Origin of the sequence: Sphingosinicella sp. BN140058 (assembly GCF_004135585.1) — a bacterium.
Classification (GTDB): Bacteria; Pseudomonadota; Alphaproteobacteria; order Sphingomonadales; family Sphingomonadaceae; genus Allosphingosinicella.
On the sequence record NZ_CP035501.1, the window covers coordinates 1,647,013 to 1,671,394 of the forward strand.

21 protein-coding genes and 1 tRNA gene are annotated in these 24,382 nt (G+C 66.4%); 4 read left to right on the forward strand and 18 right to left on the reverse strand.

The genetic code is table 11. The annotated features are described in order from the left end of the window. Window positions 1–41: 41 nt before the first annotated feature. From ETR14_RS07495 to ETR14_RS07515, 5 genes are all read right to left on the reverse strand, one after another. Window positions 42–1,499 (reverse strand): TolC family protein, encoded by a 1,458-nt coding sequence (locus ETR14_RS07495; RefSeq protein ID WP_165356357.1) that lies wholly within the window; start codon window positions 1,497–1,499, stop codon window positions 42–44. 236 nt (window positions 1,500–1,735) lie between these two features. Continuing rightward, the gene (locus tag ETR14_RS07500; RefSeq protein ID WP_129384038.1) at window positions 1,736–2,092 is read right to left on the reverse strand and encodes a PilZ domain-containing protein; all 357 of its coding nucleotides are present in this window, start codon (window positions 2,090–2,092) and stop codon (window positions 1,736–1,738) included. A gap of 2 nt (window positions 2,093–2,094) precedes the next feature. After that, on the reverse strand, window positions 2,095–3,561 hold the full coding sequence (locus ETR14_RS07505) for a hypothetical protein (protein ID WP_129384039.1): 1,467 nt from the start codon (window positions 3,559–3,561) through the stop codon (window positions 2,095–2,097). Between the two features lie 13 nt (window positions 3,562–3,574). Then, a complete protein-coding gene (locus ETR14_RS07510; protein ID WP_129384040.1) occupies window positions 3,575–4,309 on the reverse strand; it encodes a hypothetical protein in 735 nt (244 codons plus the stop codon). Between the two features lie 88 nt (window positions 4,310–4,397). After that, window positions 4,398–6,659 (reverse strand): ATP-binding cassette domain-containing protein, encoded by a 2,262-nt coding sequence (locus ETR14_RS07515; RefSeq protein ID WP_165356358.1) that lies wholly within the window; start codon window positions 6,657–6,659, stop codon window positions 4,398–4,400. A gap of 96 nt (window positions 6,660–6,755) precedes the next feature. Here ETR14_RS07515 and ETR14_RS07520 point away from each other — a divergent pair, with 96 nt between their 5' ends. Next, on the forward strand, window positions 6,756–8,159 hold the full coding sequence (locus tag ETR14_RS07520; protein ID WP_129384042.1) for an HlyD family type I secretion periplasmic adaptor subunit: 1,404 nt from the start codon (window positions 6,756–6,758) through the stop codon (window positions 8,157–8,159). Between the two features lie 162 nt (window positions 8,160–8,321). On the opposite strand, the gene ETR14_RS07525 is transcribed toward ETR14_RS07520, so the two are convergent. The 3 genes from ETR14_RS07525 to ETR14_RS07535 form a co-directional block, all read right to left on the reverse strand. Next, window positions 8,322–8,396: transfer RNA gene (locus tag ETR14_RS07525), tRNA-Gln, on the reverse strand. Between the two features lie 93 nt (window positions 8,397–8,489). Continuing rightward, the gene (locus ETR14_RS07530; RefSeq protein ID WP_129384043.1) at window positions 8,490–9,380 is read right to left on the reverse strand and encodes a branched-chain amino acid aminotransferase; all 891 of its coding nucleotides are present in this window, start codon (window positions 9,378–9,380) and stop codon (window positions 8,490–8,492) included. A 263-nt stretch (window positions 9,381–9,643) separates the two neighbouring features. Beyond that, a complete protein-coding gene (locus tag ETR14_RS07535; protein ID WP_129384044.1) occupies window positions 9,644–10,456 on the reverse strand; it encodes a pyrroline-5-carboxylate reductase in 813 nt (270 codons plus the stop codon). Between the two features lie 373 nt (window positions 10,457–10,829). Between ETR14_RS07535 and ETR14_RS07540 the strand changes: the two genes are divergently transcribed. Beyond that, complete coding sequence (locus tag ETR14_RS07540; protein WP_129384045.1) at window positions 10,830–11,498, forward strand: dual specificity protein phosphatase family protein; 669 nt, start codon at window positions 10,830–10,832, stop codon at window positions 11,496–11,498. On the opposite strand, the gene ETR14_RS07545 is transcribed toward ETR14_RS07540, so the two are convergent. The 6 genes from ETR14_RS07545 to ETR14_RS07570 form a co-directional block, all read right to left on the reverse strand. Continuing rightward, complete coding sequence (locus tag ETR14_RS07545; protein WP_129384046.1) at window positions 11,408–11,917, reverse strand: YbjN domain-containing protein; 510 nt, start codon at window positions 11,915–11,917, stop codon at window positions 11,408–11,410. The two genes, ETR14_RS07540 and ETR14_RS07545, sit on opposite strands and share 91 nt — an antisense overlap. A 94-nt stretch (window positions 11,918–12,011) precedes the next feature. Further along, on the reverse strand, window positions 12,012–12,302 hold the full coding sequence (locus tag ETR14_RS07550) for an accessory factor UbiK family protein (protein WP_129384047.1): 291 nt from the start codon (window positions 12,300–12,302) through the stop codon (window positions 12,012–12,014). Between the two features lie 66 nt (window positions 12,303–12,368). Further along, complete coding sequence (locus ETR14_RS07555) at window positions 12,369–12,923, reverse strand: TspO/MBR family protein (protein WP_129384048.1); 555 nt, start codon at window positions 12,921–12,923, stop codon at window positions 12,369–12,371. A gap of 9 nt (window positions 12,924–12,932) precedes the next feature. Then, on the reverse strand, window positions 12,933–16,046 hold the full coding sequence (locus tag ETR14_RS07560) for an efflux RND transporter permease subunit (protein ID WP_129384049.1): 3,114 nt from the start codon (window positions 16,044–16,046) through the stop codon (window positions 12,933–12,935). Between the two features lie 4 nt (window positions 16,047–16,050). Further along, window positions 16,051–17,115 (reverse strand): efflux RND transporter periplasmic adaptor subunit, encoded by a 1,065-nt coding sequence (locus tag ETR14_RS07565; RefSeq protein ID WP_243455806.1) that lies wholly within the window; start codon window positions 17,113–17,115, stop codon window positions 16,051–16,053. A 79-nt stretch (window positions 17,116–17,194) separates the two neighbouring features. Next, window positions 17,195–17,803 (reverse strand): hypothetical protein, encoded by a 609-nt coding sequence (locus ETR14_RS07570; protein ID WP_129384050.1) that lies wholly within the window; start codon window positions 17,801–17,803, stop codon window positions 17,195–17,197. 85 nt (window positions 17,804–17,888) lie between these two features. Between ETR14_RS07570 and ETR14_RS07575 the strand changes: the two genes are divergently transcribed. Both ETR14_RS07575 and ETR14_RS07580 read left to right on the forward strand, forming a co-directional pair. After that, the gene (locus ETR14_RS07575) at window positions 17,889–18,728 is read left to right on the forward strand and encodes a hypothetical protein (RefSeq protein WP_129384051.1); all 840 of its coding nucleotides are present in this window, start codon (window positions 17,889–17,891) and stop codon (window positions 18,726–18,728) included. 195 nt (window positions 18,729–18,923) lie between these two features. Beyond that, window positions 18,924–20,093 carry an integrase core domain-containing protein gene (locus ETR14_RS07580; protein ID WP_129384052.1) on the forward strand — a complete coding sequence of 390 codons (1,170 nt, stop codon included), beginning with the start codon at window positions 18,924–18,926 and terminating at the stop codon, window positions 20,091–20,093. A gap of 175 nt (window positions 20,094–20,268) precedes the next feature. Here the strand turns inward: ETR14_RS07580 and ETR14_RS07585 are convergent, their stop codons facing one another. The 4 genes from ETR14_RS07585 to ETR14_RS07600 all read right to left on the reverse strand — a co-directional run bounded on the left by ETR14_RS07585 (window position 20,269) and on the right by ETR14_RS07600 (window position 24,324). After that, window positions 20,269–21,006: a TlyA family RNA methyltransferase gene (locus tag ETR14_RS07585; RefSeq protein ID WP_129384053.1), complete on the reverse strand. Its 738-nt coding sequence runs from the start codon at window positions 21,004–21,006 to the stop codon at window positions 20,269–20,271. 299 nt (window positions 21,007–21,305) lie between these two features. Continuing rightward, a complete protein-coding gene (gene dxs / locus ETR14_RS07590) occupies window positions 21,306–23,231 on the reverse strand; it encodes a 1-deoxy-D-xylulose-5-phosphate synthase (RefSeq protein ID WP_129384054.1) in 1,926 nt (641 codons plus the stop codon). A gap of 123 nt (window positions 23,232–23,354) precedes the next feature. After that, entirely contained in the window at window positions 23,355–23,831 is a 477-nt protein-coding gene (locus ETR14_RS07595) for a Fur family transcriptional regulator (protein WP_129384055.1), read from the reverse strand. 127 nt (window positions 23,832–23,958) lie between these two features. Continuing rightward, on the reverse strand, window positions 23,959–24,324 hold the full coding sequence (locus ETR14_RS07600; protein ID WP_243455807.1) for a MerC domain-containing protein: 366 nt from the start codon (window positions 24,322–24,324) through the stop codon (window positions 23,959–23,961). Window positions 24,325–24,382: the final 58 nt, after the last annotated feature.

The window sequence follows — 24,382 nt, forward strand, 5'->3', positions numbered from 1 at the left end:
AATTTATGAAAAAGCCTCTTTGAAGGCCCTTCTTGCAAGCGTCAGTAACCGGACCCCGCAACCACCGGCGCGGGCATCGTCAGGCGCGGCAGCGGCTCGCCGTCGCTGACCAGTGTGAACAGTCCGCCGAGCTTCTGGAGGACGCGGTACTCGGCCAGCTTCATCGCAATGTCGTTGGCAACGTAGCTGCCGCGGGCATTGAACAGTCCTTGCTGGCTGTCGAGCAGGTCGAACACCGACCTTTTGCTTTCCTTGAACTGCTGCTTGTAGAGATCGGCGACGCGTTCGGCCGACTCGATCTCGGCGGAGATGGTTGCCATCTTCTGCCGCGCTGCGCCCAGCGACTGAAAGTCGGCGCGCAGATCCTGCTCGACTTCGCGGCGGCGGCGCTCGAGCTCGTAATCCGCCTGCCGAAGCCGCGCCCCGATACGATTGCGCAGCGCGACGTCCGCACCGCCGTTCAAGAAGCTGTACGACAAAGTGACCATGCCGCGCGCGTCCTGGACGAGGCCGGTTCGCCCGAGCACGTCATAACGGTGGTTGCCCTGCAGCTGGACGCCCACGCGCGGGAAGAAGGTTCCCTTTTGACTTGCATATTGCCGCTCGAGCGAGCGACGATCCTCCACCGCCTGCGCCATGCGCGGGCTGTGCTGGCTGATCATCTCGACGGCGGCATCGACGGTGGCGGGGAGCGCGCCGCCACTCGGCGGCAGGTCGACCGCGCGGCCGGGGCTGCGGTCCGTAAGACGCGTGTAGCTGTCGCGCGCCTGCTGCAACAGGCTCTGGCGATCGAGCAGGCTCGATTGCAGATTCTCGACACGCGCCTTGGCGCGATCGACATCTGCCTGGGTGGTGAGGCCGAGTTCCTTCTGGACGGTGATCATCCGCAGGATCTTCTTTGTGGCGGCCATCTCCTCGTTGCCGAGCTCGATCAGCTTCTGCTGCTGGAGGATCCCGAGATAGGCATTGGTGATGTCGAAGGTGATCGCTTCGATCTGCTCGCGCGTCGCCCACTGCATTGCCCGGTAGCTTGCCTTGGAGCGCTTGATGTCGTTGCTCGTCGTCCCGAAATCCCAGACGTTCTGATTGACCGTGACGGTGCCTTCGAAGCGCTTGTTGAGATCGCCGGTGGTTCCGTTCTGCCGCACGATCTCGGGCCCGTAGCCGATCTGCATGTCGACATGCGGGAGATTGCCGGCGCGGGACTGACTCACGCCGAACTTGGCGTCATCCTGCTTGGCGAGAGCGATTTGAATGTCCGGATTGCTCTTCAACGACGCCACGATCGCATCGCGCAGCGACTCTGCGTCTGCGGGCAAGGCCGGACCGTCGCCCGCATTCTGGTCGGCGGGTGGAAGCGGTTCGGCGGCCTGAGCAAGGTTCGCATCGTCCGGCGAACCCTGCGGACCCTGCGCCGCCGCAACACCCCCCGCCGGAATGGCAACCAAAGCCAATACGGCAACTCTGGCAAACAGCGTCGCCGCAAACTGCCCACGCATGACGAAATCCCTCAACATCTGGTGAGGGGGACGTAAATGCTTAAGGTTAACAACGCGTTTAGGATGCTCTCGGGGAAGATCCCCTGTTGCGCAACCAACCAGATCTTGCGGGCGGGCGGCGATGCCGTCTTGCCCCGGAGCCGCAGCAGGTTACGGGTCGTAAGCATGAGTCCGGATCCGCGGTCTCGCGGACGATCACCTCAGCGCTCCAGAAGGCCTGTTGGAGGTCGTCGTGGTCAGGCGGCCGCCTTCGGAGTCACGCGGAGCGGGGCGGTAAGTTCGTCGAACAGCTCTTCATCGATCGGCTGCTCGAAGCGGATGCTGAATCCGGCCGGCGAGGTTCCGACGATCTGACCGAACAATTCCTCGCTGCCCCACTGAATGCAGACCGGCACGTTGGCGCGACGCATGATGTATGCGAGCTTCGGTCGGAACAAGGCGCCGCCACGGGAGATGTCGATGATGCGGCCTTCGTAGCTCATCACGCGATCGAGCAGCATCAGCTCGGTATCGACTTCGCAGCGGAAGCGCACGAACGAGCGATTGACGCGCTTGGCGCCGCGGCCGAAGCGGTTTGCGAACGGAAGCTTCATTGTCACTCTCCTCCCCGGGCCTGCTTCGTCACCGGCGCGGGCGATGTCTCCGGCGCCTCCGGCTCGTCGGCGATATCGGCGCGCAAGCGGCGGCGCAGCAGTTCGAGGGCAAGCCGCGATCCGCTGAGGTCTGCGGCATCGGCAGAGTTCGTTGCCGACGCCGCGCCAACCGGCTGCGGGCGCGGTTCCTCGCGCCGGCTGCGACGTGAAGGACCGTCGAACAACCAGGACCAGAAGCCGGCGCTCTCCGCCTGGGCGAGGGAGGTGCGGTCCCGCTCCTTCTCCTCGCGCATCAGCGTCGCGAGCATGTCGAGCTGTTGGTGCATCTGCGCTCCGTCGAGCGTGTTCATCCGCTCGACGGCGGCCGTCATTCCGCCCAGTATGGCCGCGATCTGCGTACGATCGGATTCCGCCTGTTCATACAGGGTTCGGAAGTGGTCGAGCATGGCAGCCTGGTTGCCGGCCAGATCCGAAACCAGTTTCGCAATCGGCTCCAGCATCGGCTTGGGATCGTGGAGCCGCTCCACCGTCTCGGTCAGGCGAACGACCGACCCGGCAACCTCTCCCAATGCGGCGCGGGTTCGTGCGCCATCGTCGGCGCTGTAGATGGCAGCGGAGCAAAGCCGCTCGAGCTGCTCGCTGCTGGCGGCGAGCATTCCCCGCATTTCAGCGAAGTCCGCATCGACGGTGACATGCACGTCGCCCGGACGGCTGCTGCCGTTCGATTCGAGGTCGGCGATGTTCGACAGCCAATGCTCATATTCGTTGCGCAGCGCCTTCATCGCACTGGTCATGCAGCGTTCGAGAGCGCCGAGAACCATCGAGGTGAGAAGGCCGAACAGCGACGAAGAGAAGCCTACCGACATGCCGTTGAGAGGCGCTTTCATGCCCTCGATCATCTTGGCCATTCCGTCGACGCCGGCGGTGGCGGACAAGTCCATCGCCCCGATCAGGTCGGAGACCGAGTGCACGGTCTTCATCAGGCCCATGAAGGCGCCGAGCAGGCCGAGAAACACCATGAGCCCCGAAAAATACATGATCGTCGACTTGCGATCGTTGATCCTTGCATCGACGTCGTGGAGCAGCATCTGCACGGTGGAGTTCGAGATCTTCGCCTCGCCCTGCTTACTGAGCTCCTCGGTGATCATCCGATAGCCGTGGCCGAGAAGCTCCGGCTCGTTGAAGATGATTGCGGGATGGCGATAGGGGTTCACCGGTCGGCGACGTCGATTGCCGTGGTCGACCTGCAAAGCCTTGAGCGCCACCGCCTCGTTCTTGAGCGAGAGCACGTGCCGGAACGCCAGCGACGCGGCGACTCCCGCAAGCAGGAAGATCGAGCAGTTGAGCACCAGCTTCGCCTGAAGGCCGGCGATCACGAAGTCATAGGCGTAGATGCCGAGCGCGAGCAGGACCAGCATGATCCCGCTCATCTTGGAAAGCTCGGACTTGATCTTCTTTTCGATGGTCATCGATCGAGCTCTCTCACGGCTTCAGCACGACACGAACATTGTGTCCGTCCCTGGAGGCCGGGTCAGTGACGCGGACCTGGGTCTGGATTTTCGCGGGCGAGATGCCCGCACGGATCAGGATGTTGCGGGTCATCGCCGCGCGATAATAAGACAGGCGCTGCGCCTCGGTGACCGAGGCGCCCTGCGGCGCGAACGACCAGATTTCGTAGGTCAGGCCCGGGCGGGCCTTCGCCTTGAGGAAGGCGAGCACCTTGGCCGCATTCTCGTCCTCATATTTGATCGCATTCGGTTCGAAGTCGACACGCAGCAGCACGTCGGCCGTCTGGACCCGGGCGCCCTTGCTGTCGTCCGGCGTCTCGATCGATTTCACCTGCAGCTTGAGCGTGTCCGGCGTTTCACGCGTACGGATCGTCAGCCGCTCGTTTCCGACCGCCGTCTCGCTGCGGAGCACGGCGCCGAATTCGGCAACCGAAGTTCCCGATTCGGCGTCCGGCGAAACCAGCCTCGGCCTTGCGGATGCGTCGGGGGCAGCCGCGGCATCGCGGCTGCGCGGGCGTTCCTGCTCCTGTTTCTGCTTCTGCTGGGCGATCAGCTGTTCTTTGAAATTCTGCATCACGCGCTGCGAAAGGGTCATCACCGCCGCGCTCATGATCACGAGCAGGAAGGTGACGACCATGATCACGGTCGTCAGTACGTCGACGAATGCCGGCCAATGATTGACTTCGCCCTCGGCGGATGCACCTGCCACGTCACTTTTCCCTCGACTGACGGGATCTCGTGCCCGGCAATGGCGAACGACATAGACCGGGCTCGACTAAGCTTTGGTTAAGAGCGCGTTAGACAGCCTTGGCGGTTTGCGCCGCCTGCAGGTTGCGCATCATCGCCATGACCTCGAGGCGGGGCTTGTCGGCCTGCACCCTGCCGTCCTCGAGCCAGATCACGCGGTCGACCAGCTCGAGCAGGGCCATGCGGTGCGTTGCAACGATGAGGGTCTTGTCGCGCGTGGCCTCGCGCAGTCCGTCGATCACCATGCTCTCGCAATGGATGTCCATCGCCGCGGTCGGCTCGTCGAGCAGCAGAACGGAGGGGTTGCGCACCAAGGCGCGCGCGAGGAGAAGACATTGCCGTTGCCCTCCGGAGAGACGCTGGCCGCGGGGGCCGATGTTGCGGCCGTAACCCTCGACGGTGCGGCTGACGAAGGCGTCCAGCCCGGACGTGCGGATTGCCTGTTCCACGACTTTCTCTTCCGGTTCGGGCATGCCGAGGAGAATGTTCTCCCAGATCGACCGGTCGAACAGGGCGGCGTCCTGGGCCGCATAGACGATGTGCTGGCGCAGGAAGGACGGTGCATATTGACCGGCGGCATGGCCATCGATGGTCATTGCCCCCGCAGGCGGCTCCAGCAGCCCACCGACAAGCTGCAGCAAGGTCGACTTTCCCGATCCGGACTTGCCGATCAACGCGATCTTCTCGCCGGGCCGGATCATGAAGCTCACCTCCCGCAGGCTGTCGTCGGCCGCCCCATCGAATCGATAGGAGAGATTTCGCACCCGAATGTCTCCGCGCACCCGGTGGGCACGGATCGAAGGATCGGATTGGGATCGCTCCGGGGGCGTCGAGAGGATCTGGGCGAGCCCCTGAAATTGGGCGAGCGCCTGGTACAGCTTGCCCACCATCGCCACCGCCGATGAGATCGGCACCATGGCGCGGCCGGTCAGCATCGTCACCGCGACCAGCGCACCGGTGGTCATCGCGCCGTCTTGGATCCGGAAGACGCCGATGACCACCACCAGCACGGTGACGATCTGGACGATCAGAGCCGACATGCCGGCAAGCACCTCGCCCCAATGGCGAACGCCCTTGCTGCCGATGCCGATATGATCCGCGACGATGTCCCATTGGCGAAGGAACAGCCCTTCGGCCTGGTTGGACTTGATCGTGGACCAGCCGTCGGCGACCTCGACGACCAGATTGTTGCGCGCCTGCATCAGCTTGGACGTGCGGCCGCTGGCAAGCTTGAGGGCGTAATTGGCGACGACTCCGACCACCAGCAGGCAAGCGGCGCCGACGACCGGTCCGGCAATGGTGCTGCCGCCGATCATGACGATCAACGCGAGGAAGCCGAAGAAGCTCGGAATGTCGACGAAGAAGGTGACCGCGGCCTGCGGGGCGAGTGCCGCAAGCTGCTCGACGTCGCGCAGCCCCGCCATGAACGCGCCGGCGCTCTTCCCGCCGTTGGGTATGCGCCCATGCAGGATCGCGTGCATGGCACGATGCTGCACCACCTGGCCGACTCGAAGTCCGACCGTGTCGACGAACGCACCCCTGATGCCTCGGAAGACATATTCGAACAGCAGCACCAGAACCATTCCCGCCGAGAGTGCCCAGAGCGACTCTATGGCCAGGTTCGGCAGCACGCGGTCGTAGATCGCACGCATGTAGAGCGGGATGCCGAGCGCACACAGGTTGAGGAACAAGGCCGCAACGAGCAACTGGCCCAGCCGCTTCTTTTCCGAAAGGAAGGCGCCCAGCAGCCACAGCCTCGGGTTGCGCTGCAACAGCGAGCGCTCCGCGTCTTCGTCGAGGCCATTCTCCGGATCGAGGTGGCCGCACACGAGCATCTCGCCGCGGATCAGATCGTCGAAGTCCGAGAGCGATATGTCATGCTCGCCGGCGCCATCCAGAATGGTCGCGCGACCGGCGCTGACCTGCACCCCGAGCAGGATGACGACTCCGCCGCCGTAAAGCGGAACGATCGCCGGAAGGTCGTGGGTCGCGACCGACGACAGCGATAGCGATTGCCAGCGGGCGTCCAATCCGGCGCGTGCCATCGCAAAGGCTGCGAAGCGGCAATCGAGGTCGCCATCGTGAAACGGAAGCCCGGCGGTCAATTGCCCCGTTGTCGTCGGGCTGCCGCAAAGCGCGCTGAGATGCTCCAGCGCCTTGGCGAAGGGAAAGGGAGACAGAGAAGCGTCGCCGTCCGCGATTCGCGCAGTCGCCCGGGCGGCTGCTTTCGGACTCCGGCGTCGCACCCGCTTCCAGAGCAGCCCGACGAGGCTGTCCCTGCGCGCCTCTTCATACTCAGCAGTTTGCGACACCACGCCCGCTCCCCAAAAAAACTCGAGCGCGTTAAACATTATTAAGGATAACGACTGGTAAACGCGTGCTCGGATTTCTTGTCACAGGACGCAAAGATGCTTCTCCACCGAGTTCGCGACCGCATCATCATCGCCGCGGGCGGCGCGACCCTGTTCGAGAACGTCAAGGGCTCGGAAGCGCAGGCGGCGCTTGGCGGGCGACTTCCAGGCTCCGGCGTTGCCATCGGGGGCCTCGCACCCTGGAGCACGCGCGCGGCCACGGAGCGCCAGACCTGGATGCTTCGGATTCTCGTGCTGCTGACGATTGCCTTCGTCGCGTGGGCCTCCCTCTTTTCGATCGACAAGGTAACGCGCGGCGGCGGGCGGGTGCTGCCGTCGGTGCAGAATCAGGTGGTTCAGCATCTCGAAGGCGGCATCGCCCAGGAGATCCTCGTCAAGGAAGGCCAGCGGGTCCACAAGGGCCAGGTGCTGCTTCGGATCGAGAATGCCTATACCGGCGCGGAACTCGAAAACTCGCACACGGACGTGATCGCCAAGAAGATCACCCTCGCCCGGATGGATGCGGAGGTCGCTGGTGCGGGCGATTTCGTGGTGCCCGAAGAGCTCGCCGCGCAAGCGCCCGAGATCGCCGCAAGCGAAGTCAGCCTGTTCCATTCGCGCCGGGCACAGCGCGGCCAGCAGACCGGCATCATCGACGAACAGGCCCGGGCACGGCGCGCCGAGATCGGCTCCCTGCAGGCGCGTCTGGCCAATCTGCGAAACGAGGAAAAGCTGATGATGGTCCAGCTCGACAAGCTGGAGCGGGCCTTTGCGGAGGATGCCATCTCCGAGCGCGACGTCCTCGAGAAGCGCTCGGCGCTGCTCGCGCTCCGGACGCGCATCGCCGACGTGCAGAACGAAATTCCCCAGTCCAGCGCCGCTCTCGGCGAATCGGCAGCCCGCCGCAACGAGGTCTGGACCCGCGAGATGGAGGAAACCAAGGAGCGGGCGGCACAGCTGCGGCTCGAACTTTCCAAGGCCGACGAACAATATGGCGCGGCGCAAGACAAGGCGACGCGCGAAGAGGTGCGAGCGCCGATGGATGGCATCGTCAACAAGCTGTACATCCAGACGGTGGGCGGCGTGATCAAGGCTGGCGAGCCGATCGCCGAGATCGTGCCCGTAGACGACGTCGTCATGGTGGAGGCGAGGATCGCTCCCAAGGACCGCGGCGAAGTGTGGCCGGGCCTTCCCGCCAGGATCAAGATCTCCGCCTATGATTCCAGCATCTACGGCGGGCTCGAGGGCAAGGTGCTCGACGTCTCTCCGGACATCGTCCAGGACCAGAAGGGAGAGGTCTTCTATCGCGTGCGCCTGAGTGCGGACACCACCCGCTGGAACAAGCCGGTGACGCCGGGCATGACGGCCGAGGTCAACATCCGCTCGGGCAAGCAAACGATCCTCGACTACATATTGGGCCCGCTGATCCGCATCCGGGATACCGCGCTGCAGGAGCATTGACCGGCGAGGCGCCGACTGTCGATCGGCCTCGCCGGAAGGGGAAGCGCAGGGACGTTGCAGTTGCTCCGGTCTCCGCGCCGCCTCGGCCTTCGGCAACCAACCTGCCGTCGCGGCCGCGGATGAGACGCCGGATCGTCCCTGTAACGCGTTCGGAAGAAATGCTGGCTGGGGCGGCAGGATTCGAACCTGCGAATGCCGGTACCAAAAACCGGTGCCTTACCACTTGGCGACGCCCCACCAGGTGGCGGCCTTATAGCCGCCGTGACGCGTTGCGGAAGCCCCTATCCGCACCCCCCGTCGGCGGGCGCCCTGGTGCTCCCGCAGCGCTGATCAGCTGTTCGAGGACCGCCGGTTGACGAGATCGAGATAGTCGCGGCGGAGCTGCATCGACAGCTCGCCGACGGTGAAGCGCCACGGCCCGGCTTCCGACACCGGAGTCACCTCGGCGGCGCTGCCGGTCAGGAAGAATTCCTCGAAACTCTCGAGCTCCTCCGGCCAGATCGCCCGCTCGACGACCTCGATGCCGCGCCGCTTGGCGAGCTCGATCACGGTCTGTCGGGTGATGCCGTTCAGGAAGCAGTCGGGCGTCGGCGTGTAGATCTTGTTCTCGCGGATGAAGAAGGCGTTGGCGCCGGTCGCCTCCGCCACCTGGCCGCGATAATCGAACATCAAGGCGTCGTCATAGCCCTTCGCCTGCGCATCGTGCCGGGCCATCGTGCAGATCATGTAGAGGCCGGCCGCCTTGCTCTCCACCGGCGCGGTGTAGGGCGCGGGTCGGCGCCACTTGGAGATGTCGAGGCGCAGGCCCTTGCGGATCGCGTCCTCGCCGAAATAGGCGCCCCAATACCAGGCGGCGACCGACAGGTGGATCTTCGCGTTCTGCGCCGACACGCCCATCTGCTCGGAACCGCGCCACGCCACCGGGCGCAGATACGCATCGGTCAAGTCGTTGGCCTTGAGCACGTCGCGGCAGGCCTGGTCGATTTCCTCGACGCTGAACGGGATCTCGAAGCCGAGGATCTCGGCGCTGCGCTTCAGCCGCTTGCTGTGATCGGTGAGCCGGAACACCTCGCCGCCATAAGCGCGCTGCCCCTCGAATACCGACGACGCATAATGCAGCGCATGGGTGAGGACATGGACGTTCGCCTCGCGCCACGGAATGAGCTGCCCGTCCAGCCAGATCAAGCCGTCACGGTCGTCATAGGGTCGCTGCTCGGTCATTGCACTCGCCGCTGTTCCAGGGGTGAGGCTGGGGGATAGGGCGCGGGGCGGAGAGCGTCAACGCCGGGGCGGCGTGCGGCCCTCACCGCGCCCCGTCAGGGCACGGTGCCGCCGCCGGTGAACGCCCAGAGTGCGACAACGACGACGATCGCGAGCAGGACCAGGCCGATGATCCACATCAGGCGGCTATTGGGTTGTTCCGGATTGGCCATGTCTTCCTCCTGTTTCGAAGGCGAATGACGGCCGCGGGCGATTGTTCCGGTTCAGCCGCGCCGGGCGGCGGCGGCCAGTTCCGCCTCGCGGCGGCGGGAGGCGTCGAGGGTGCGCAACATCAGCGGCTTCAGGCCCTCCTCGGAGTCGAGCACCTTGAGCCCCGCCTCGGTGGTGCCGCCGGGGCTGGCGACTCGGCGGGCGAGTTCGGTCGGGGTGGCGTCCGATCCGGCGGCGAGCGCGGCGGCGCCTTCGGCCATGCGGGCGGCGAGCCGGGCGGCCTGATCGGGCGCGAGGCCGAGCTCGGTGGCGGCGCCGGCGAGCGCGTCGAGGAAGCGGAACAGGAAGGCCGGCGCGGCACCGGTGAGCCCGCTGGCGATGTTGAAGCCCGCTTCGTCCTCGAACCATTCGACATGGCCGAGCGCGCCGATCAGCCGGTCGACGCGGGCGCGAGCGTCGGCATCCTCGCTGTCGCTGATCAATTCGGTGACGCCCTTGCCGAGCGCGACCGGCAGGTTCGGCATCGCCTTGACGATCGTCGCCGGCGCTGCGAACCGCGCCCGCAAGGCGCCGAGCTCGACCCCAGCGAGGATCGAGAGCAGGATGGTCTCGGCCGCGAGCGCCGGCGCCAGCGACGGCGCAACCTCGTCGAGCTTCTGCGGCTTGACCCCAAGCAGGACGAGCGCGGGCACTTCGTCCTCCGGCAATGCGGTGAGCACGCGAACACCCTCGGCGACCGGCGTGCCGCTCGGACGGATCACGGTGAAGGATCGCGGATCGGCGCCGGCGCGCAGCCAGCCCTGCAGCATCGCTCCGGCCATGTTGCCGCAGCCGATCAGCCAGATGGGTCCTTCGAACAGGGTCATGCGCGCCGCTCCGCAAACAGATGGTCCGGCGCTCGCCCTACCCAATCCCGGCCGGCAAGCAAATGAGCCGACCCGCCGCGTCCGGGGGCCGGCTCCCGGCCCGACGCCTGTGGGGAAGCAGCCGGGCGGTCTCGCCAGGATGGAACGTATCAGGAACGCGGAAGAGAGTCAAAACGCCGTGTTGACTCGGATAGGATCCTCCCCGGAACGGGGAGGGGGACCGCCGCCGACAGGCGGTGGCGGAGGGGGGCGCGAGACCCGCACTGCGGATGCCGAGTGGGTTCTCGAAACCCCCTCCACCGAACTTCGTGCGGTCCCCCTCCCTGTTCCGGGGAGGACAGACTCAGCCATCCAGCGAAAGAAAGCGCCGCGCATGCGATCTGAGATTTACTGGATCGACACCAAGAGCGGACCGAAGCTCGCGATCATGGCGCGGCCGCGTGCGGGCGACTGGCTGGAAGACGAAATCGCTCACTGGAAGGATGCGGGCGTGGAACGCGTCGTCAGCCTGCTGGAGCAGAACGAAATCGAGGAGCTGGAGCTCGGCGCCGAGGCGCGGCTGTGCGCGCGGAGCGGGATCGACTTCGTCTCCTTTCCCATTGCGGACCGACATGTGCCCGATGACATGCCGGAGGCATTGGCCCTGGCATGGCGGCTGGCGGTCAGCGGCAAGCGCATCGCCATCCACTGCCGCGCGGGCATCGGGCGATCGTCCGTGATGGCTGCGGCAGTGCTGGTCGCCGCCGGCATCACGCCCGAAGCGGCCCTCGCCGCAATCACGGCCGCCCGGGGCGTGGAGGTGCCTGACACGGAGGCCCAGCGGCAATGGGTGCTGCGATTGGGTGGAGCAACATTCTTGAAACTGCGCCGCTGCCCTGGCGACCGATTGACGCACCTGGTGCGGAGCGCATCCTTTAGTTCCGGCCCGAAGTACTACTTCGGGACGTCCCCTTATGCCTCGCCCTGGGTCTCGATGAGGGCGGCGGCGATCGCTTCCTGCGGGGTCTTGCCGGCCCACAGGACGAACTGGAACACCGGGTAGAAACGCTCGCATTCCTCGATCGCGGCTTCGACCAGGGTTTCGGCCTGCTGCAGGGTCAGCACCGCGCCTTCCTCGCCTTCGAGCAGAGCGGCATGGCGGAACAGGACCAGGCCGGAGCTTGCCCACAATTCGAAATGCCCGAGCCACAATTGCTCGTTGATGAGGCCGATCGTCTCGTAGATGGTCAGACGCTTGTCGGTGGCAACGCGAATGTCGGGCAGCGCGAGGAATTGCAGGACATTGTCTTCCTCGCGCCAGATCGCGCGCAATTCATATTGCGCCCAGCTGCCCTGGAAATTGGCGACGATCTCGTCCTCGCCCCGCTCGCAGCTCCAGCCGTGCGCGGAGAAATAATGTTCGAGCATGTCGATGGGTGCGCTGGTCTCGCGCTCCAGCTCAAACTCGTCCACGTTCATCATGCCCCTGGGTCCTGCTTTTGTTCACCAGGAGCCTGCCTCCCTAATTGTTGCGGTGCAAGACGGTGTCGGGCGCCCACATACAATATGTTGTGGATTACTGTACATCCGGTCCGTTCACGGGCGCACCACCATCGGCGGTGCCGCGCGAAACCGCTTCCAGCGCATCGAGCCGCGCCTTCAGCGCCACATTCTCCTCGCGCGCGGCCACCGCGATCGCCTTCACCGCTTCGAATTCCTCGCGGCTGACCAGATCGAGCCCGCCGACCCATTCGCGGACGCGCTCGCGAAAGGCGCCTTCCGCTTCCCGGGTCATGCCGGCCACGGTACCGGCGGCGCCGTTCATCATCTTCACGACATCGTCGAACAGGCGGTTCTGGGATTGCATAACGGGCTCCTTGGCCAAGATGGTCAGGCGTCCAACGCGCGAGATGCGCGCAGGCCGCAAGGTTGGTCAGAGCGGGATATCGGCGCTCTGCGGCCCGGGTACAAGCTCCGCCGCGCCCGGATTGGCCTGGGCGATCTGCCAGTTGAGCGTCGCCGCGAACAGCAGCCAGGCGAGATAGGGCAGCATCAGCAGGCCGGCGCCCTTGCGGATTCGGGCGAACAGCCAGGCGGTGAGCGCCGCCAGCACGAACATCGCGACGATGACGAAGAAGGCGGTCCAGACCTGGTGCGCGGCGAAGAAGATCGGCGACCAGGCGAGGTTGAGCGAGAGCTGGACCAGGAACAGGGTGACGGCGAGGCCGCGCCCACGGGCGCCCCGGGCGTGCAGGATCAGCGCCAGCGCCAGGCCGAGCAGGATGTAGAGGATCGTCCAGGCGACTGGAAACGCCCAGGAGGGCGGCATGATCGCCGGCTTTTCCAGCGCATCGAACCAGCTGTTGCCATAGCCCGAATTGGACGCACGCCCGGACAGCGTGCCGAGCAGAAGTATCGCCGGCACCGTAATCAGCGCATAACGAAGAAACGACATCCTGAGCTGCGAACGCGACGCTATTGCCGTCATGACCCCTCCCTATTCGGCGGGTGCAGGCTCCCTCCGCCCGCCCCGCAATTCGGCTTCCAGCCTACGGGTAACGGCAAGCGGCGAGCCCGTATAGCGGGCAAGGCGCGAATAGAGCAGCGGGATCAGGAAGATCGTGATGATGGTCGAGATCGAAACACCCCAGACGATCACCACGCCGATCGCCTGGCGGGCGCCGGCGCCGGCGCCGCTCGCCAACATCAGCGGCACCGCACCGGCGACCATCGCGATAGAGGTCATCAGGATCGGGCGCAGGCGGCGCACCGAGGCTGTGCGGATGGCATCCCCGATCCCTTGGCCCTGATCGCGCAGCTGGTTGGCGAATTCGACGATCAGGATGCCGTTCTTGGCGGCGAGACCGACCAGCATGACGATGCCGATCTGGCTGTAGAGATTGAGCGTCTGGCCCATCACCGCAAGGCCGACGACGCCGCCGGCGACGGCAAGCGGCACCGTGGCGATGATCACGCCCGGGTGGACGAAGCTTTCGAACTGGGCGGCGAGCAGCAGGTAGACGACGAGGATGGTCAGCGCGAACACGATCCAGATCGATCCGCCCGCTTCCTTGAACGACTGGCTCTCGCCGCGATAGCCCACCGCGGTGACTTCCGGCGAAGCGGCCGCCTGCTGCTCGAGGAAGGCGAGCGCCTCGCCCATCGAGTAGCCGGGGGCGAGCGCGCCGGAGAGGGTGATCGCACGCAGCTTGTTGTAGCGGCCGAGATCGCGCGCGCCCGCCGTCTCGCGCATCTGCACCAGATTGGACAGGGGGATCAAAGCGCCCGAGCGGCTGCGGACGTGGATGGTGGAGAGGTTCGCCTCGGTCGCTCGCGCCGGCGCCTCGGCTTGGACGACGACCCGATATTCCTCGCCGCGATCGACATAGGTCGACACCCGGCGCGAGCCGAGCAGGGTCTGCAGTGCCTGGCTGACGTCGGACACGGAGACGCCGAGATCGCCGGCACGGGCGGTATCGACGTCGATGCGCAGCTGCGGCTTTGTTTCCTTGTAGTCGCTGTCGAGGTTGACGAGCCCCGGATTGTCCTCGGCGGCGGCGAGGATGCGGTCGCGCGCCCGAGCGAGCTCCTCATAGGTCGAGCCCGCGATGACGAAGTTGATCGGCTGGCCGCGGCCGCGGCCGATCGACGAGCGCATCGTCGCATTGCCGCGGATCGTCGGCAGCTCGGCGAGACGCTTGTTGACCTCGCCGACGACCTCCTGGGTGGTTTCGGTGCGATCCTCCCACGGCCGCAGGAAGATGATGAACCGGCCCGAGTTGAAGTCGTCGCTGGCGCCGAAGCCTCCCGGCGTGCGCTGGATGACGTTGCGGACCGCGCCCTCGCGGGTCAGCGGCAGCAACTTGTCCTGGGCCTCCAGCATGTAGCGGTCCATCTCGGCAAAGCCGGTGCCCTCCGGCGCGGAGATGCTCGCTTCGAGGATGCCGACATCCTCGGCCGGCACCAGCTCGGACTGCAGCGTGGTGAACAGATAACCGGTGCTGCCGAGCAACAGGGCGAGCAGCAGGAAGGCCGTCTTGGGACGCCCCAGCGCCCGTTCGAGGCCGCTTCCGTAGCGGCTCTCGAGGCGTTTGAACCGTTCATCGAGCCAGGCGGCGAAGCGTCCGCGAGTCTCGTGGCGGAGCAGCTTGGAACACAGCATCGGCGTCAGGCTGAGGGCCAGGAAGCCGGAAAAGGCGACGGCGCCGATCATCGCCACGGCGAGCTCGCGGAACAGAAGGCCGGTTTGCCCGGCGATGAACATCACCGGCACGAACACCGCGCAGATCACCAGGGTGGTCGAGACGATTGCGAAGCCGACCTGGCGGGTGCCCTCGAACGCTGCGGCGAGCGGCGGCTCGCCTTCCTCGATGCGGTGATAGACGTTCTCGAGCACGACGATGGCGTCGTCGACGACGATGCCGATGGCGAGGACGAGCGCGAGCAGGGTGAGCAGGTTGATCGAGAAGCCGACCGCCCACAGCACCGCGAACGAGGCCATCAGGCAGAGCGGTACGGTGATCGCCGGGATCAGGGTGGCGCGCCAGCTGCCGAGGAACAGGAAGATGACGATGACGACCAGCACCGCCGCTTCGAACAGGGTGTGGTAGACGCCGTCGATCGCCCGGCTGATGAACAGGCTCTCGTCGGACGCGACCGTCACCGTCATGCCGTCGGGCAGGTTGGGCTTTATCTGCTCGGCGAGCGCCTTGGCGGCGTCGGCGACCGCGAGGGTGTTGGCGCCGGACTGGCGGACGATGCCGAGCCCGACCGACGAGGCGCCGTTGTTGCGGAAGGCCGAATAGGGATTTTCAGGCCCCTGCTCGACCCGGGCGACGTCGCCCAGCCGCACCAGATAGCCGTTGCCGCCGCGGCCGACGATCAGCCGGGTGAATTCCTGCGGAGTCGCGAACGGCCGGTTGACCCGCAGGGTGACATTCTGCGCCGCGGATTCGAGCCGTCCCGCGGGTAGCTCGACATTCTGGCTGCGCAGACCCTGCTCGACATCGGCCGGGGTGAGCCCGAAAGCGGCGAGCCGTTCCGGTTTCAGCCAGATCCGCATCGCCGGCCGCGCCTCGCCGCCGATGAACACCCGCGCGACCCCGTCGAGCGACGAGAAACGGTCGAGCACCGTCCGATCAATATAATCGGAGAGCTGGAGCTGGTTCCAGCCCGGCTTGGAGAAGACCAGGAACAGGATCGGCGAGGCATCGGCGTCGACCTTGCGCACCTCCGAAGGCAGCGCCTCCTCGGGCAAATCCTGGGCGGCGCCGCCGATCCGGTCACGCACGTCATTGGCGGCTTCGTCGACCGAGCGGCCCGGCGTGAATTCGACCGAGATCTCGGACTGGCCGTCGCGCGAGCGCGATGTGATCGTCTGCAGGCCCTCGATCCCCGAAAGCCGTTCCTCGATCACCTGGGTAATCCGGCTCTCGACGACGCTGGCGGCGGCGCCGGTATAGATGGTGGTGATCGACACCACCGGCGGATCGACGTCGGGATACTCGCGCACCGACAGCGAGAAGAATCCGACCAGGCCGATCACCGCGATCAGGATCGCGAGGACCGCCGCGAACACCGGCCGCCGGACCGAGACGTCGGAGAGCATCATCGGCTCAGCCCCCTGCGGGCTTCGGCGCGCCCGCGGCGGGGCCGGCCAGCTTTACCTTCATTCCATCGGACAGTTTGACGACGCCGTCGGTGACCACCTTTTCACCCGGCTTCAGTCCTTCGCGCACCTCGATCAGGCCGTTGCTGCGAAGGCCGGTCTTGATCTCGGTGCGGCGCGCTGCGCCGTCGCCGGCGACGACATAGACGAAGCGGCGATCGCCCTCGCCGACGACGGCGAGCTCGGGCACTGCCAGCGACAGCCGCGGCGCCTGTTCGATCGAGACGGTGAGCAGCATGCCGGGCTTCAGCCGGCCGTCCGGATTGGGCAGCCGCGCCCGCACGGTGACGGCGCGGGTGTTCGGATCGATCACCGGATCGACGGTCGCGATCTGGCCGCGGAAGGGCTGGTCCGGATAGGCGGCGGATCGTGCTTCGATGGTGAGGCCCGGCCGGATCGTCGCCAGCACCGTCTCCGGCACCGGGAAATCGAGCTTGATCGTCGAGACGTCGCTGATCGTCGCGATCGGCGTTCCCGAATTGACCACGGCGCCGGCCGAGATGGTGCGCAGCGAGACCCAGCCGGCGAACGGCGCCCGGATCACGCGCTCGCCGATCGTCGCGCTCGCCTGCGAGGCCTGGGCGCGGGCGGCGGCGGCGGAGGCGGTCTGCGCGTCGAGGTTGGACTGGGTGGCGAAGCCGCGCTGGCGCAGCGCCTCGATGCGGCTGAGCTGCTGCTGCGCCTCGCGGGCACGGGCCTGCGCCTCTGCGAGCTGGGCGGTCTGCTGCCCTTGCGCGAGCACCGCGATGATCTGCCCCTTGCGGACATATTGGCCATCGTCGAAGCCGAGGCGAACGATGCGCTCGGTCACCGGCGCGGACAGGGTCACCTGTTCGTTGGCGACGGCGGTGCCGACCGCCTCGACGGTCTGGACGAAGCGCGTCGTCGAGGCCGCCGCCGCCTTGACGAGCGGCGGCTGGCGATTGCGGCCGCCTTTGTCGTCGCTACCGTTCCCGCAGGCGGCGAGCGAAGCCAGAAGCGCCGCCACCAGGAAGATCCGGAAAGTGGGCACGAAACATGTCGCTAACCGAGCGGCCGGGTGGGATCAACCCCGTTGCAGATCGCGATTGGTCCGCCGAGGCAGCGATGCCTCACTCGCCTTGGCGCTTTACCGAATTGAAGAAGCTGTCGATTTCCGGACGGGGCGCCGGTTGCGCGACCGCCGCCGGAGGCGGCTGCGTATCGGCCGGTGTCGGCGGTGGCAGCGCCGGCTCCCCCGGCGGCGGGATTTCGGGGTTGGGGATCGTCTCGATCACGTTGCTCGCCGCCGCCTGCTGCAGCACCGGGCCGAGCCGCCGGAGGTCGTCGGGCGTCGCGCACCAGCGGATCCAGGCGTCGGCGAAGATGTCGGACGGATCCTCGAAGGCGATTGCCGGCGTCGCCGCCACTACCGCGATCGCGTTCGGCGTGACCACGAACGGCCGGAACGCGGTCGAACCTGCCGCGACTTCGCCGCAGGCGGCGCCGCCGGTGCCGGCGTGGAGGTTGCGGTAGCGGGCCGCCTTGGCGTCGGGCAGCACCGTTGCCATCGCCTGCTTCACCATCGCCTGAAGCTGCGCCGGATCGGGCGCGCTGCTCCCCACGGCGGCGTTCGTGACCAGCGCTTGCTGCGGCTCGGAGGCCGCGTCCACAACGCCCTCTTCCGCGGCGTCATTGTGACAGGCGGACAGCGACAGCAGAATCAGGCATAGCTTGCGCATTGCCCGACTTTGACGGGCGCGAAGCGATGTGAAAAGGTCCGAGCGCGGATACGATCCCATCCTGAGACGACCGGAGACGCCCCACGTGCCTCGATGCCTGCCTTTCCTGCCGTCCACCGCCGCTTGCGCGGGCCTGTCGCTGGCCAGTCTGTCGCTGGCCGGATGCGCCGGCTACGCGTCCGATTACTGGAAGCCGAAGAACGAGCTGATCGCCGCCCAGCTCGTCCGCTACGGCATGGCCGGCGATCAGGGCAAATGCGTCGAGACCAGGCTCACCGAAGGGCTCACCGTCTGGGAGCTGCGCCAGCTCTCCGATCTTGCCTCCCGGCTGCAGCCCGGCGGCAACAACCCGGCCGCGTTCGGACCGCGCGACTTTCTCTACATCGCCAGCCTCGTCGAGGATGCCGACGTCAAGCCGAAGACCGAAGCCGCAATCGCCGGCTGCGGTCTCGATGCGGCTGCGACCCCGACCGGCGCGCCCGCTCTCGAGGGGGCGGCGCCCGACGTCGCGCCTCCGGCCGCGCAAACGGCCTCTCAGCCCGGAGCGGCGGCAGTCCCGGAGAGCATGGCGAGCACGGCGAGCGCCGCCGGAGCGGCCGGGCCGCTCTGGGTCAATCTCGGCGCCGCCGCGACCGGGCAGGGCATTGCCGTCGACGCGACCAGCGTCACCCGCGGCCCGAGCTGGCGCCAGGCCTGGTTCCGGCTGCTCAATTCCGATCAGGGCGCCGTCGTCGGCGACATCGGCTACCTGCTCCGCATCGATTGCCCGGCGCGCACCATCACCGCCCATTCCGGCCGCAAATACGCCCCCGGCGGCGCTCTCACCGAGCAGAAGGATTATGAAAAGCCGGAAGGGCCGATGGCGATCGAGAAAGGCACCGTGATCGAAGTGGCCTATCACGCACTCTGCGACGATCCGCGGTAAGGGATTAGGTCAGGCCAGGAACGAACATCCTAATCTCCCCTCCAGCACCTTAATCTCCCCTCCAGGACTTCCTGGAGGGGTGGGGGTGGTGTCCTGACCGGATAGGTTGGTGACGAAACCGACCGGTTACCTGGGTGACAGTTCTCTTATCGGCGAGGGAGGGCCTTGCCGATGCCTTGGGCGGAGAGCTGTGCGATGGATCGACGAATGCAGTTCATTGGGGAGTGGCTTGAGGGTTTGTCGGCGACGACGGATCTGGCGGAGCGGTACGGGATCAGCCGCAAGACGGCCTACAAGTGGATTGGGCGCTATCGAGAGGCGGGCGCGGAAGGCTTGCGTGAGCGCAATTCTGCGCCGTTGAACCATGGCCGGTCGACGCCGGATGAGCAGGTGGCGCTGATCCTTGCTTTGAAGGACAGGAATAGGAGCTGGGGCCCGCTGAAGCTGGTCTCGAAGCTCAAGGAATTGCGACCTGATCTTTCATGGCCGGCACCGTCAACGGCGGGCGAGATTCTCAAGCGGGCAGGCCTGGTTGAGCGTCGTCGTCGGCGTCATCGTGTCCCGCCGACGTTGGGCGGCCTCACCGTTGCCGAGCAACCCAATCATGTCTGGGGCGTCGATCACAAGGGCTGGATCCGATTGAGCGATGGACAGCGTTGCGAGCCGCTGACGGTGACCGACAGCTTCTCGCGCTTCCTGGTTGCGATCGAAGCCTGTTCGAGCACGCGCTCGGCGGAAGCGAGGCCTGTTTTTGAGCGTGCATTTGCCGAATACGGCCTTCCACAGATCATCCGGTCCGACAACGGCACGCCGTTCGCGACAACGGGCGTCACGGGTCTGAGCGCGCTTGCGGTATGGTGGACCAAGCTTGGCATCCACCAGGAACGGATCGTGCCGGGAAAGCCGCAGCAGAACGGCCGGCACGAGCGCTTCCATCTCACCTTGAAGGAAGCAATGGATCCGCCATCGGCTGATCGCGCGGTCCAAGCCGTGCGCTTCGAGGCGTTTCGCCAGGACTACAATCACGAGCGGCCGCATCAGGCGCTGAACCAGACGCCGCCGGCCCGGCACTACGCGCCGTCGCTGAGGCCGCTTCCGAAATGCTTGCCCGAGCCGGACTATCCCCGCGAAGCCGACATCCGCAAGGTGCGACCAAGCGGCGAGATCCGGTGGGGCGGTGACTCGATCTTCGTCTCCGAGACACTCATCGGCGAGTGGGTCGCGATCGAGGAGCAAGAGACCGGAGCTTTGCAGATGCGCTTCTACGCCCGGCCGATCGGCATCATCGACACCGTGCAGAAGCGACTGAAACGTTTGGGCGTGCCCGCGCGCGGGCACGCCCAAACGAAGGAGAGTGTCAACTAGGTATCCGGTCTAAACTGTTACCTAGGTATCAGCTGGACAGTGGCCCCTTCTTGTTTCCGCCGGAGAGCGACGTTCAGGAAGGACCACCCTCATGCGGCGCCATCTTGGACGGCGCGGGCGCGTTTCAGGCGCCACATCCTCCAAGAAGTCGTGGAGGGGTGCTGAACCTTATGCTTCACGCCCCCTTCGCCGCCGCCAGCAGAAACTCGACATTCCCTTCCGGCCCGGTGATCGGGCTCTGCTCGACACCCACGACGTTCCACCCGCGCGACTCCACCCACACCGTCGCAGCATCGCAGACGCGGGCGTGCACCGCGGGGTCGCGGACTACGCCGCCCTTGCCGATCTCGCCTCGCTCCGCTTCGAACTGCGGCTTGACCAGCGCCATCAGCCGGCCGCCGGGTCCGGCGAAATCGAGCGCGGTGTCGAGCACTTTGGCGAGCGAGATGAAGCTCGCGTCGCAGACGATGATGTCGACCGGCTCGGTGACGATGTCGCTGGTCAGGTATCGCGCATTGGTCTGTTCGTGGACGATCACGCGCGGATCCTGGCGCAATTTCCAGGCGAGCTGGTTGGTGCCGACATCGACCGCGAAGACCTTGGCCGCGCCGCGCTGGAGCAGCACGTCGGTGAAGCCGCCGGTCGACGATCCGACGTCGAGTCCGATGGCCCCGGTCACCTCCCAGCCGAAATGATCGAGGGCATGGGCGAGCTTGATGCCGCCGCGCGACACCCAGGGATGCTCGCGCCCGCGCACCTCGAGCGGCGCGTCCGCCGCCAGCGGCTGGCCCGCTTTCTCGATCTTGCGCTCGCCCGAGAAAACCAGGCCCGCCAGGATCAGCGCCTGCGCCTTGGCCCGGCTCTCGACCAGCCCGCGATCGACGAGCATCTGATCGACACGAAGTTTCGCCATCGCGCCGCCCTTAGCCGAACCGACGGACGCGCCGCCAGCGCCCACAAAAAAACCGCCCCCGTACGAGACGGAGGCGGCGACGGACCGGCGAGAGGCAGCCAAGCCCAAGTCGGAGGTATGAGGCGCCAGCCTAATAGAGTTTCCCGCCGCAACCGAGTGAAGAATGATCCGAAACGGAGTTCTCCTCTCCCTTCAGGGGAGAGAGCAGGGAGAGGGGGAGTCGGGGCAAGCTCGGCTTGGTCAGCGCTGCTCCACGTCAGAGCCCCTCTCCCTACCCTCTCCCCTTCAGGAGAGAGGGACTAGGCCCGCGCTTCTTCGATGACGCCGGTACTGTTGTGGCGGAGGGCTTTCAGGACGGCGTCGACGATGCCGGCGGCATCGAGGCCGGCGTCGGCATATTGCTTCTCCGGCTTGTCCTGGTCCTGATAGGTGTCGGGCAGGCGCAAGGTTCGGAGCTTGAGGCCGGCGTCGATCAGGCCCTGGTCGCTGGCGAGGGTGAGGACATGGGCGCCGAGGCCTCCGACCGCTGCTTCCTCGACGGTGACCGCGACTTCGTGGGTGGTGAGCAGGCGCCGGATCAATTCGCTGTCGAGCGGCTTGGCGAAGCGCAGATCGGCGACGCTGGTCGAAAGGCCGCGCGCGTCGAGGATCTCGGCGGCCTTGAGCGCCTCCTCCAGGCGGGTGCCTAGCGACAGGATGGCGACCTTCTTGCCTTCGCGGACGATCCGGCCCTTGCCGATCTCGAGCCGCTGCGGAGTCGCCGGGAGCGGTACGCCGGTGCCGTTGCCGCGCGGATAGCGGACCGCCGAGGGGCCGCTGTCGTGCAGCGCCATGGTGTGGACCATGTGGACCAGTTCGGCTTCGTCCGCCGCCGCCATCACCACCATGTTGGGCAGGGTGCACAGATAAGCGAGATCGAAGCTGCCGGCGTGGGTGGCGCCGTCGGCACCGACCAGGCCGGCGCGGTCCATTGCGAAGCGGACCGGCAGATTCTGGATCGAGACGTCGTGGACCACCTGATCGTAGGCGCGCTGAAGGAAGGTCGAATAGATCGCGACGAACGGCCGATATCCCTGCGCGGCGAGGCCGGCGGCGAAGGTGACGGCATGCTGTTCGGCGATGCCGACGTCGAAGCTGCGCTCGGGGAATTGCGCCTGGAACGTGTCAAGGCCGGTGCCGGACGGCATCGCCGCGGTGATCGCGACGATCTTGTCGTCGCGTGTCCCTTCCGCGATCAGCGCCTTGGCGAACACGCCGGTATAGCTTGGCGGGCCGGCCGGCGCCTTGGCCTGCTCGCCGGAAATCACGTCGAACTTCTGGACGCCGTGATATTTGTCCGCTGCCGCCTCGGCCGGGCCATAACCCTTGCCCTTCTTGGTGACGACGTGGATCAGCATCGGCCCTTCGGCGGCGTCGCGGACGTTTTCCAGGATCGGGATCAGGGCGTCGAGATCGTGCCCGTCGACCGGCCCAACATAATAGAAGCCGAGCTCCTCGAACAAGGTGCCGCCGGTAACCATGCCGCGGCTGTATTCGTCGGCCTTGCGGGCGGCGCGGTGCAGCGGATCGGGCAGCTTGCGCGCCACTCGCCGCGCGAAGCCGCGCAGGCCGAGGAACGGGCCGGAAGACACGAGACGGGCGAGGTAGGAGGACAGGCCGCCGACCGGCGGCGCGATCGACATGTCGTTGTCGTTGAGGATCACGATCAGCCGGTTGCCGGCCGCCTCGGCATTGTTCATCGCCTCATAGGCCATGCCGGCGGACATCGCGCCGTCGCCGATCACCGCGATCGCGCGGCCGGGTGCGCCGGCGAGCTTGTTGGCGACGGCGAAGCCGAGCGCAGCGGAAATCGAGGTCGAGCTGTGCGCCGCTCCGAACGGATCATATTCGCTCTCGGAGCGCTTGGTGAAGCCGCTGAGCCCGCCGCCCTGGCGCAACGTGCGGATCCGCTCGCGGCGGCCGGTCAGGATCTTGTGCGGATAGGCCTGGTGGCCGACGTCCCAGATCAGCCGATCGTCCGGCGTGTTGAACACATAGTGCAACGCGACGGTGAGTTCGACCACGCCGAGGCCGGCGCCGAGGTGACCGCCGGTGACCGAGACCGCCGAGATCGTCTCGTCGCGGAGCTCGTCGGCAAGCTGGCGCAGCTGATCCGGGCGAAGCTTGCGCAGCTGGTGCGGAGTCGGAACGGTGTCGAGCAAAGGCGTATTCGGACGTTCGGTCATGATCTTACGCTAAAAATCCCTGTGCCTCCCCCGCTACTCCAAAGCGGCTGCGCTGTCGAATGAGCAATTGGTGCAGGGCCGGTGGAGGTCGGCCCCCCGCGCGAACGACCTGGCGATGCGGGATCAGGCGACCTTGCAGTCTGGACAGGTGCCGTGGACTTCGATCACCGGGCGCTGCGGCGAGAAGCCGGCCTGTTTGGCGGCATCACGGACTCCGCCGGCGAGCGAGTCGTCGTCGAGATGGGTGGTCTGACCGCACGTGTCGCAGATCAGGAAGATGCAGTCGTGCAGGCAATCCGGATGATCGTTGGCGACATAGGCGTTGGCGCTTTCGACTCGGCGCGCGAGGTTCGATCCGACGAACAGGTCGAGAATGCGGTAGACGCTGTTGGCGGCGACGCGGCGCCCCTGAAGCTGGCTGACCTTGTCGGCGATGTCGTAGGCGGAGGCGGGCTTGTCGAAGCTCGCCAAAGCTTCGAACACGGCCTGGCGCATCGCCGTCCATTGCTCCCCCGAGCGCTCCATCGTCGCCTGCGCGGCGCTCATCAGCGACTCGCCGCCATGCGTGTGATGATCGTGGTGGTGCTCGTGGTCGGCCATGGCCCCTAAGTAGGGATTTGCCGGCTCCGGAGCAAGCCGCAGGCCGCTTTGCAGCGAGGCTCGTTCGGCGTTCGTTCAGACTGTGCCGCCCTGGCGGGCGCGGCACCGGGGCACCGGCCGGAACGGCTCAGATCACCGCGCGGCGGTTGAGATCGTGGCCGAGCGCGACGATCAGGACTCCGATTACCGAGTAGATTTCGCTGCCGCCATGCGGAAGCATCAGCGAGCCGCCCATCACGCCGAGACCGAGGCCGCCGACCGCCGAGGGCATCATGAAGCCGTGATCGACGATGCCGCGGCCGAGCGCGACGACACCGAGCACGATCGCCATCATAAGGCCGACCTCGTGTATCACGGGATTGAGCAGCATGCCGCCGGCCGAGGCCAGCACCGCAACGAATACCGCGCTGGCGAGACAATGGACGAGGCACAGCCCGGACAGCGCGATCGCCATCCGATCCATCATTCCGCTCCGCGCCGTATTGGCGAACATCGTGTCTCCGTACCCTCCGTGCCGGCCCTTTATAAGCGCGCTACGGAGAAGATACAAC

Excerpts from the sequence above, each read along its gene's own strand:
- ETR14_RS07585 (WP_129384053.1), bottom strand. The coding sequence starts at position 21,006 with ATGGCGAAACTTCGTGTCGATCAGATGCTCGTCGATCGCGGGCTGGTC.
- ETR14_RS07505 (WP_129384039.1), bottom strand. The coding sequence starts at position 3,561 with ATGACCATCGAAAAGAAGATCAAGTCCGAGCTTTCCAAGATGAGCGGG.
- ETR14_RS07600 (WP_243455807.1), bottom strand. The coding sequence starts at position 24,324 with ATGTTCGCCAATACGGCGCGGAGCGGAATGATGGATCGGATGGCGATC.
- ETR14_RS07495 (WP_165356357.1), bottom strand. The coding sequence starts at position 1,499 with ATGCGTGGGCAGTTTGCGGCGACGCTGTTTGCCAGAGTTGCCGTATTG.
- ETR14_RS07595 (WP_129384055.1), bottom strand. The coding sequence starts at position 23,831 with ATGGCCGACCACGAGCACCACCACGATCATCACACGCATGGCGGCGAG.
- ETR14_RS07545 (WP_129384046.1), bottom strand. The coding sequence starts at position 11,917 with ATGATGAACGTGGACGAGTTTGAGCTGGAGCGCGAGACCAGCGCACCC.
- ETR14_RS07560 (WP_129384049.1), bottom strand. The coding sequence starts at position 16,046 with ATGATGCTCTCCGACGTCTCGGTCCGGCGGCCGGTGTTCGCGGCGGTC.
- ETR14_RS07570 (WP_129384050.1), bottom strand. The coding sequence starts at position 17,803 with ATGCGCAAGCTATGCCTGATTCTGCTGTCGCTGTCCGCCTGTCACAAT.
- ETR14_RS07530 (WP_129384043.1), bottom strand. The coding sequence starts at position 9,380 with ATGACCGAGCAGCGACCCTATGACGACCGTGACGGCTTGATCTGGCTG.
- ETR14_RS07500 (WP_129384038.1), bottom strand. The coding sequence starts at position 2,092 with ATGAAGCTTCCGTTCGCAAACCGCTTCGGCCGCGGCGCCAAGCGCGTC.
- ETR14_RS07580 (WP_129384052.1), top strand. The coding sequence starts at position 18,924 with ATGGATCGACGAATGCAGTTCATTGGGGAGTGGCTTGAGGGTTTGTCG.
- dxs (WP_129384054.1), bottom strand. The coding sequence starts at position 23,231 with ATGACCGAACGTCCGAATACGCCTTTGCTCGACACCGTTCCGACTCCG.
- ETR14_RS07555 (WP_129384048.1), bottom strand. The coding sequence starts at position 12,923 with ATGACGGCAATAGCGTCGCGTTCGCAGCTCAGGATGTCGTTTCTTCGT.
- ETR14_RS07540 (WP_129384045.1), top strand. The coding sequence starts at position 10,830 with ATGCGATCTGAGATTTACTGGATCGACACCAAGAGCGGACCGAAGCTC.
- ETR14_RS07520 (WP_129384042.1), top strand. The coding sequence starts at position 6,756 with ATGCTTCTCCACCGAGTTCGCGACCGCATCATCATCGCCGCGGGCGGC.
- ETR14_RS07550 (WP_129384047.1), bottom strand. The coding sequence starts at position 12,302 with ATGCAATCCCAGAACCGCCTGTTCGACGATGTCGTGAAGATGATGAAC.
- ETR14_RS07535 (WP_129384044.1), bottom strand. The coding sequence starts at position 10,456 with ATGACCCTGTTCGAAGGACCCATCTGGCTGATCGGCTGCGGCAACATG.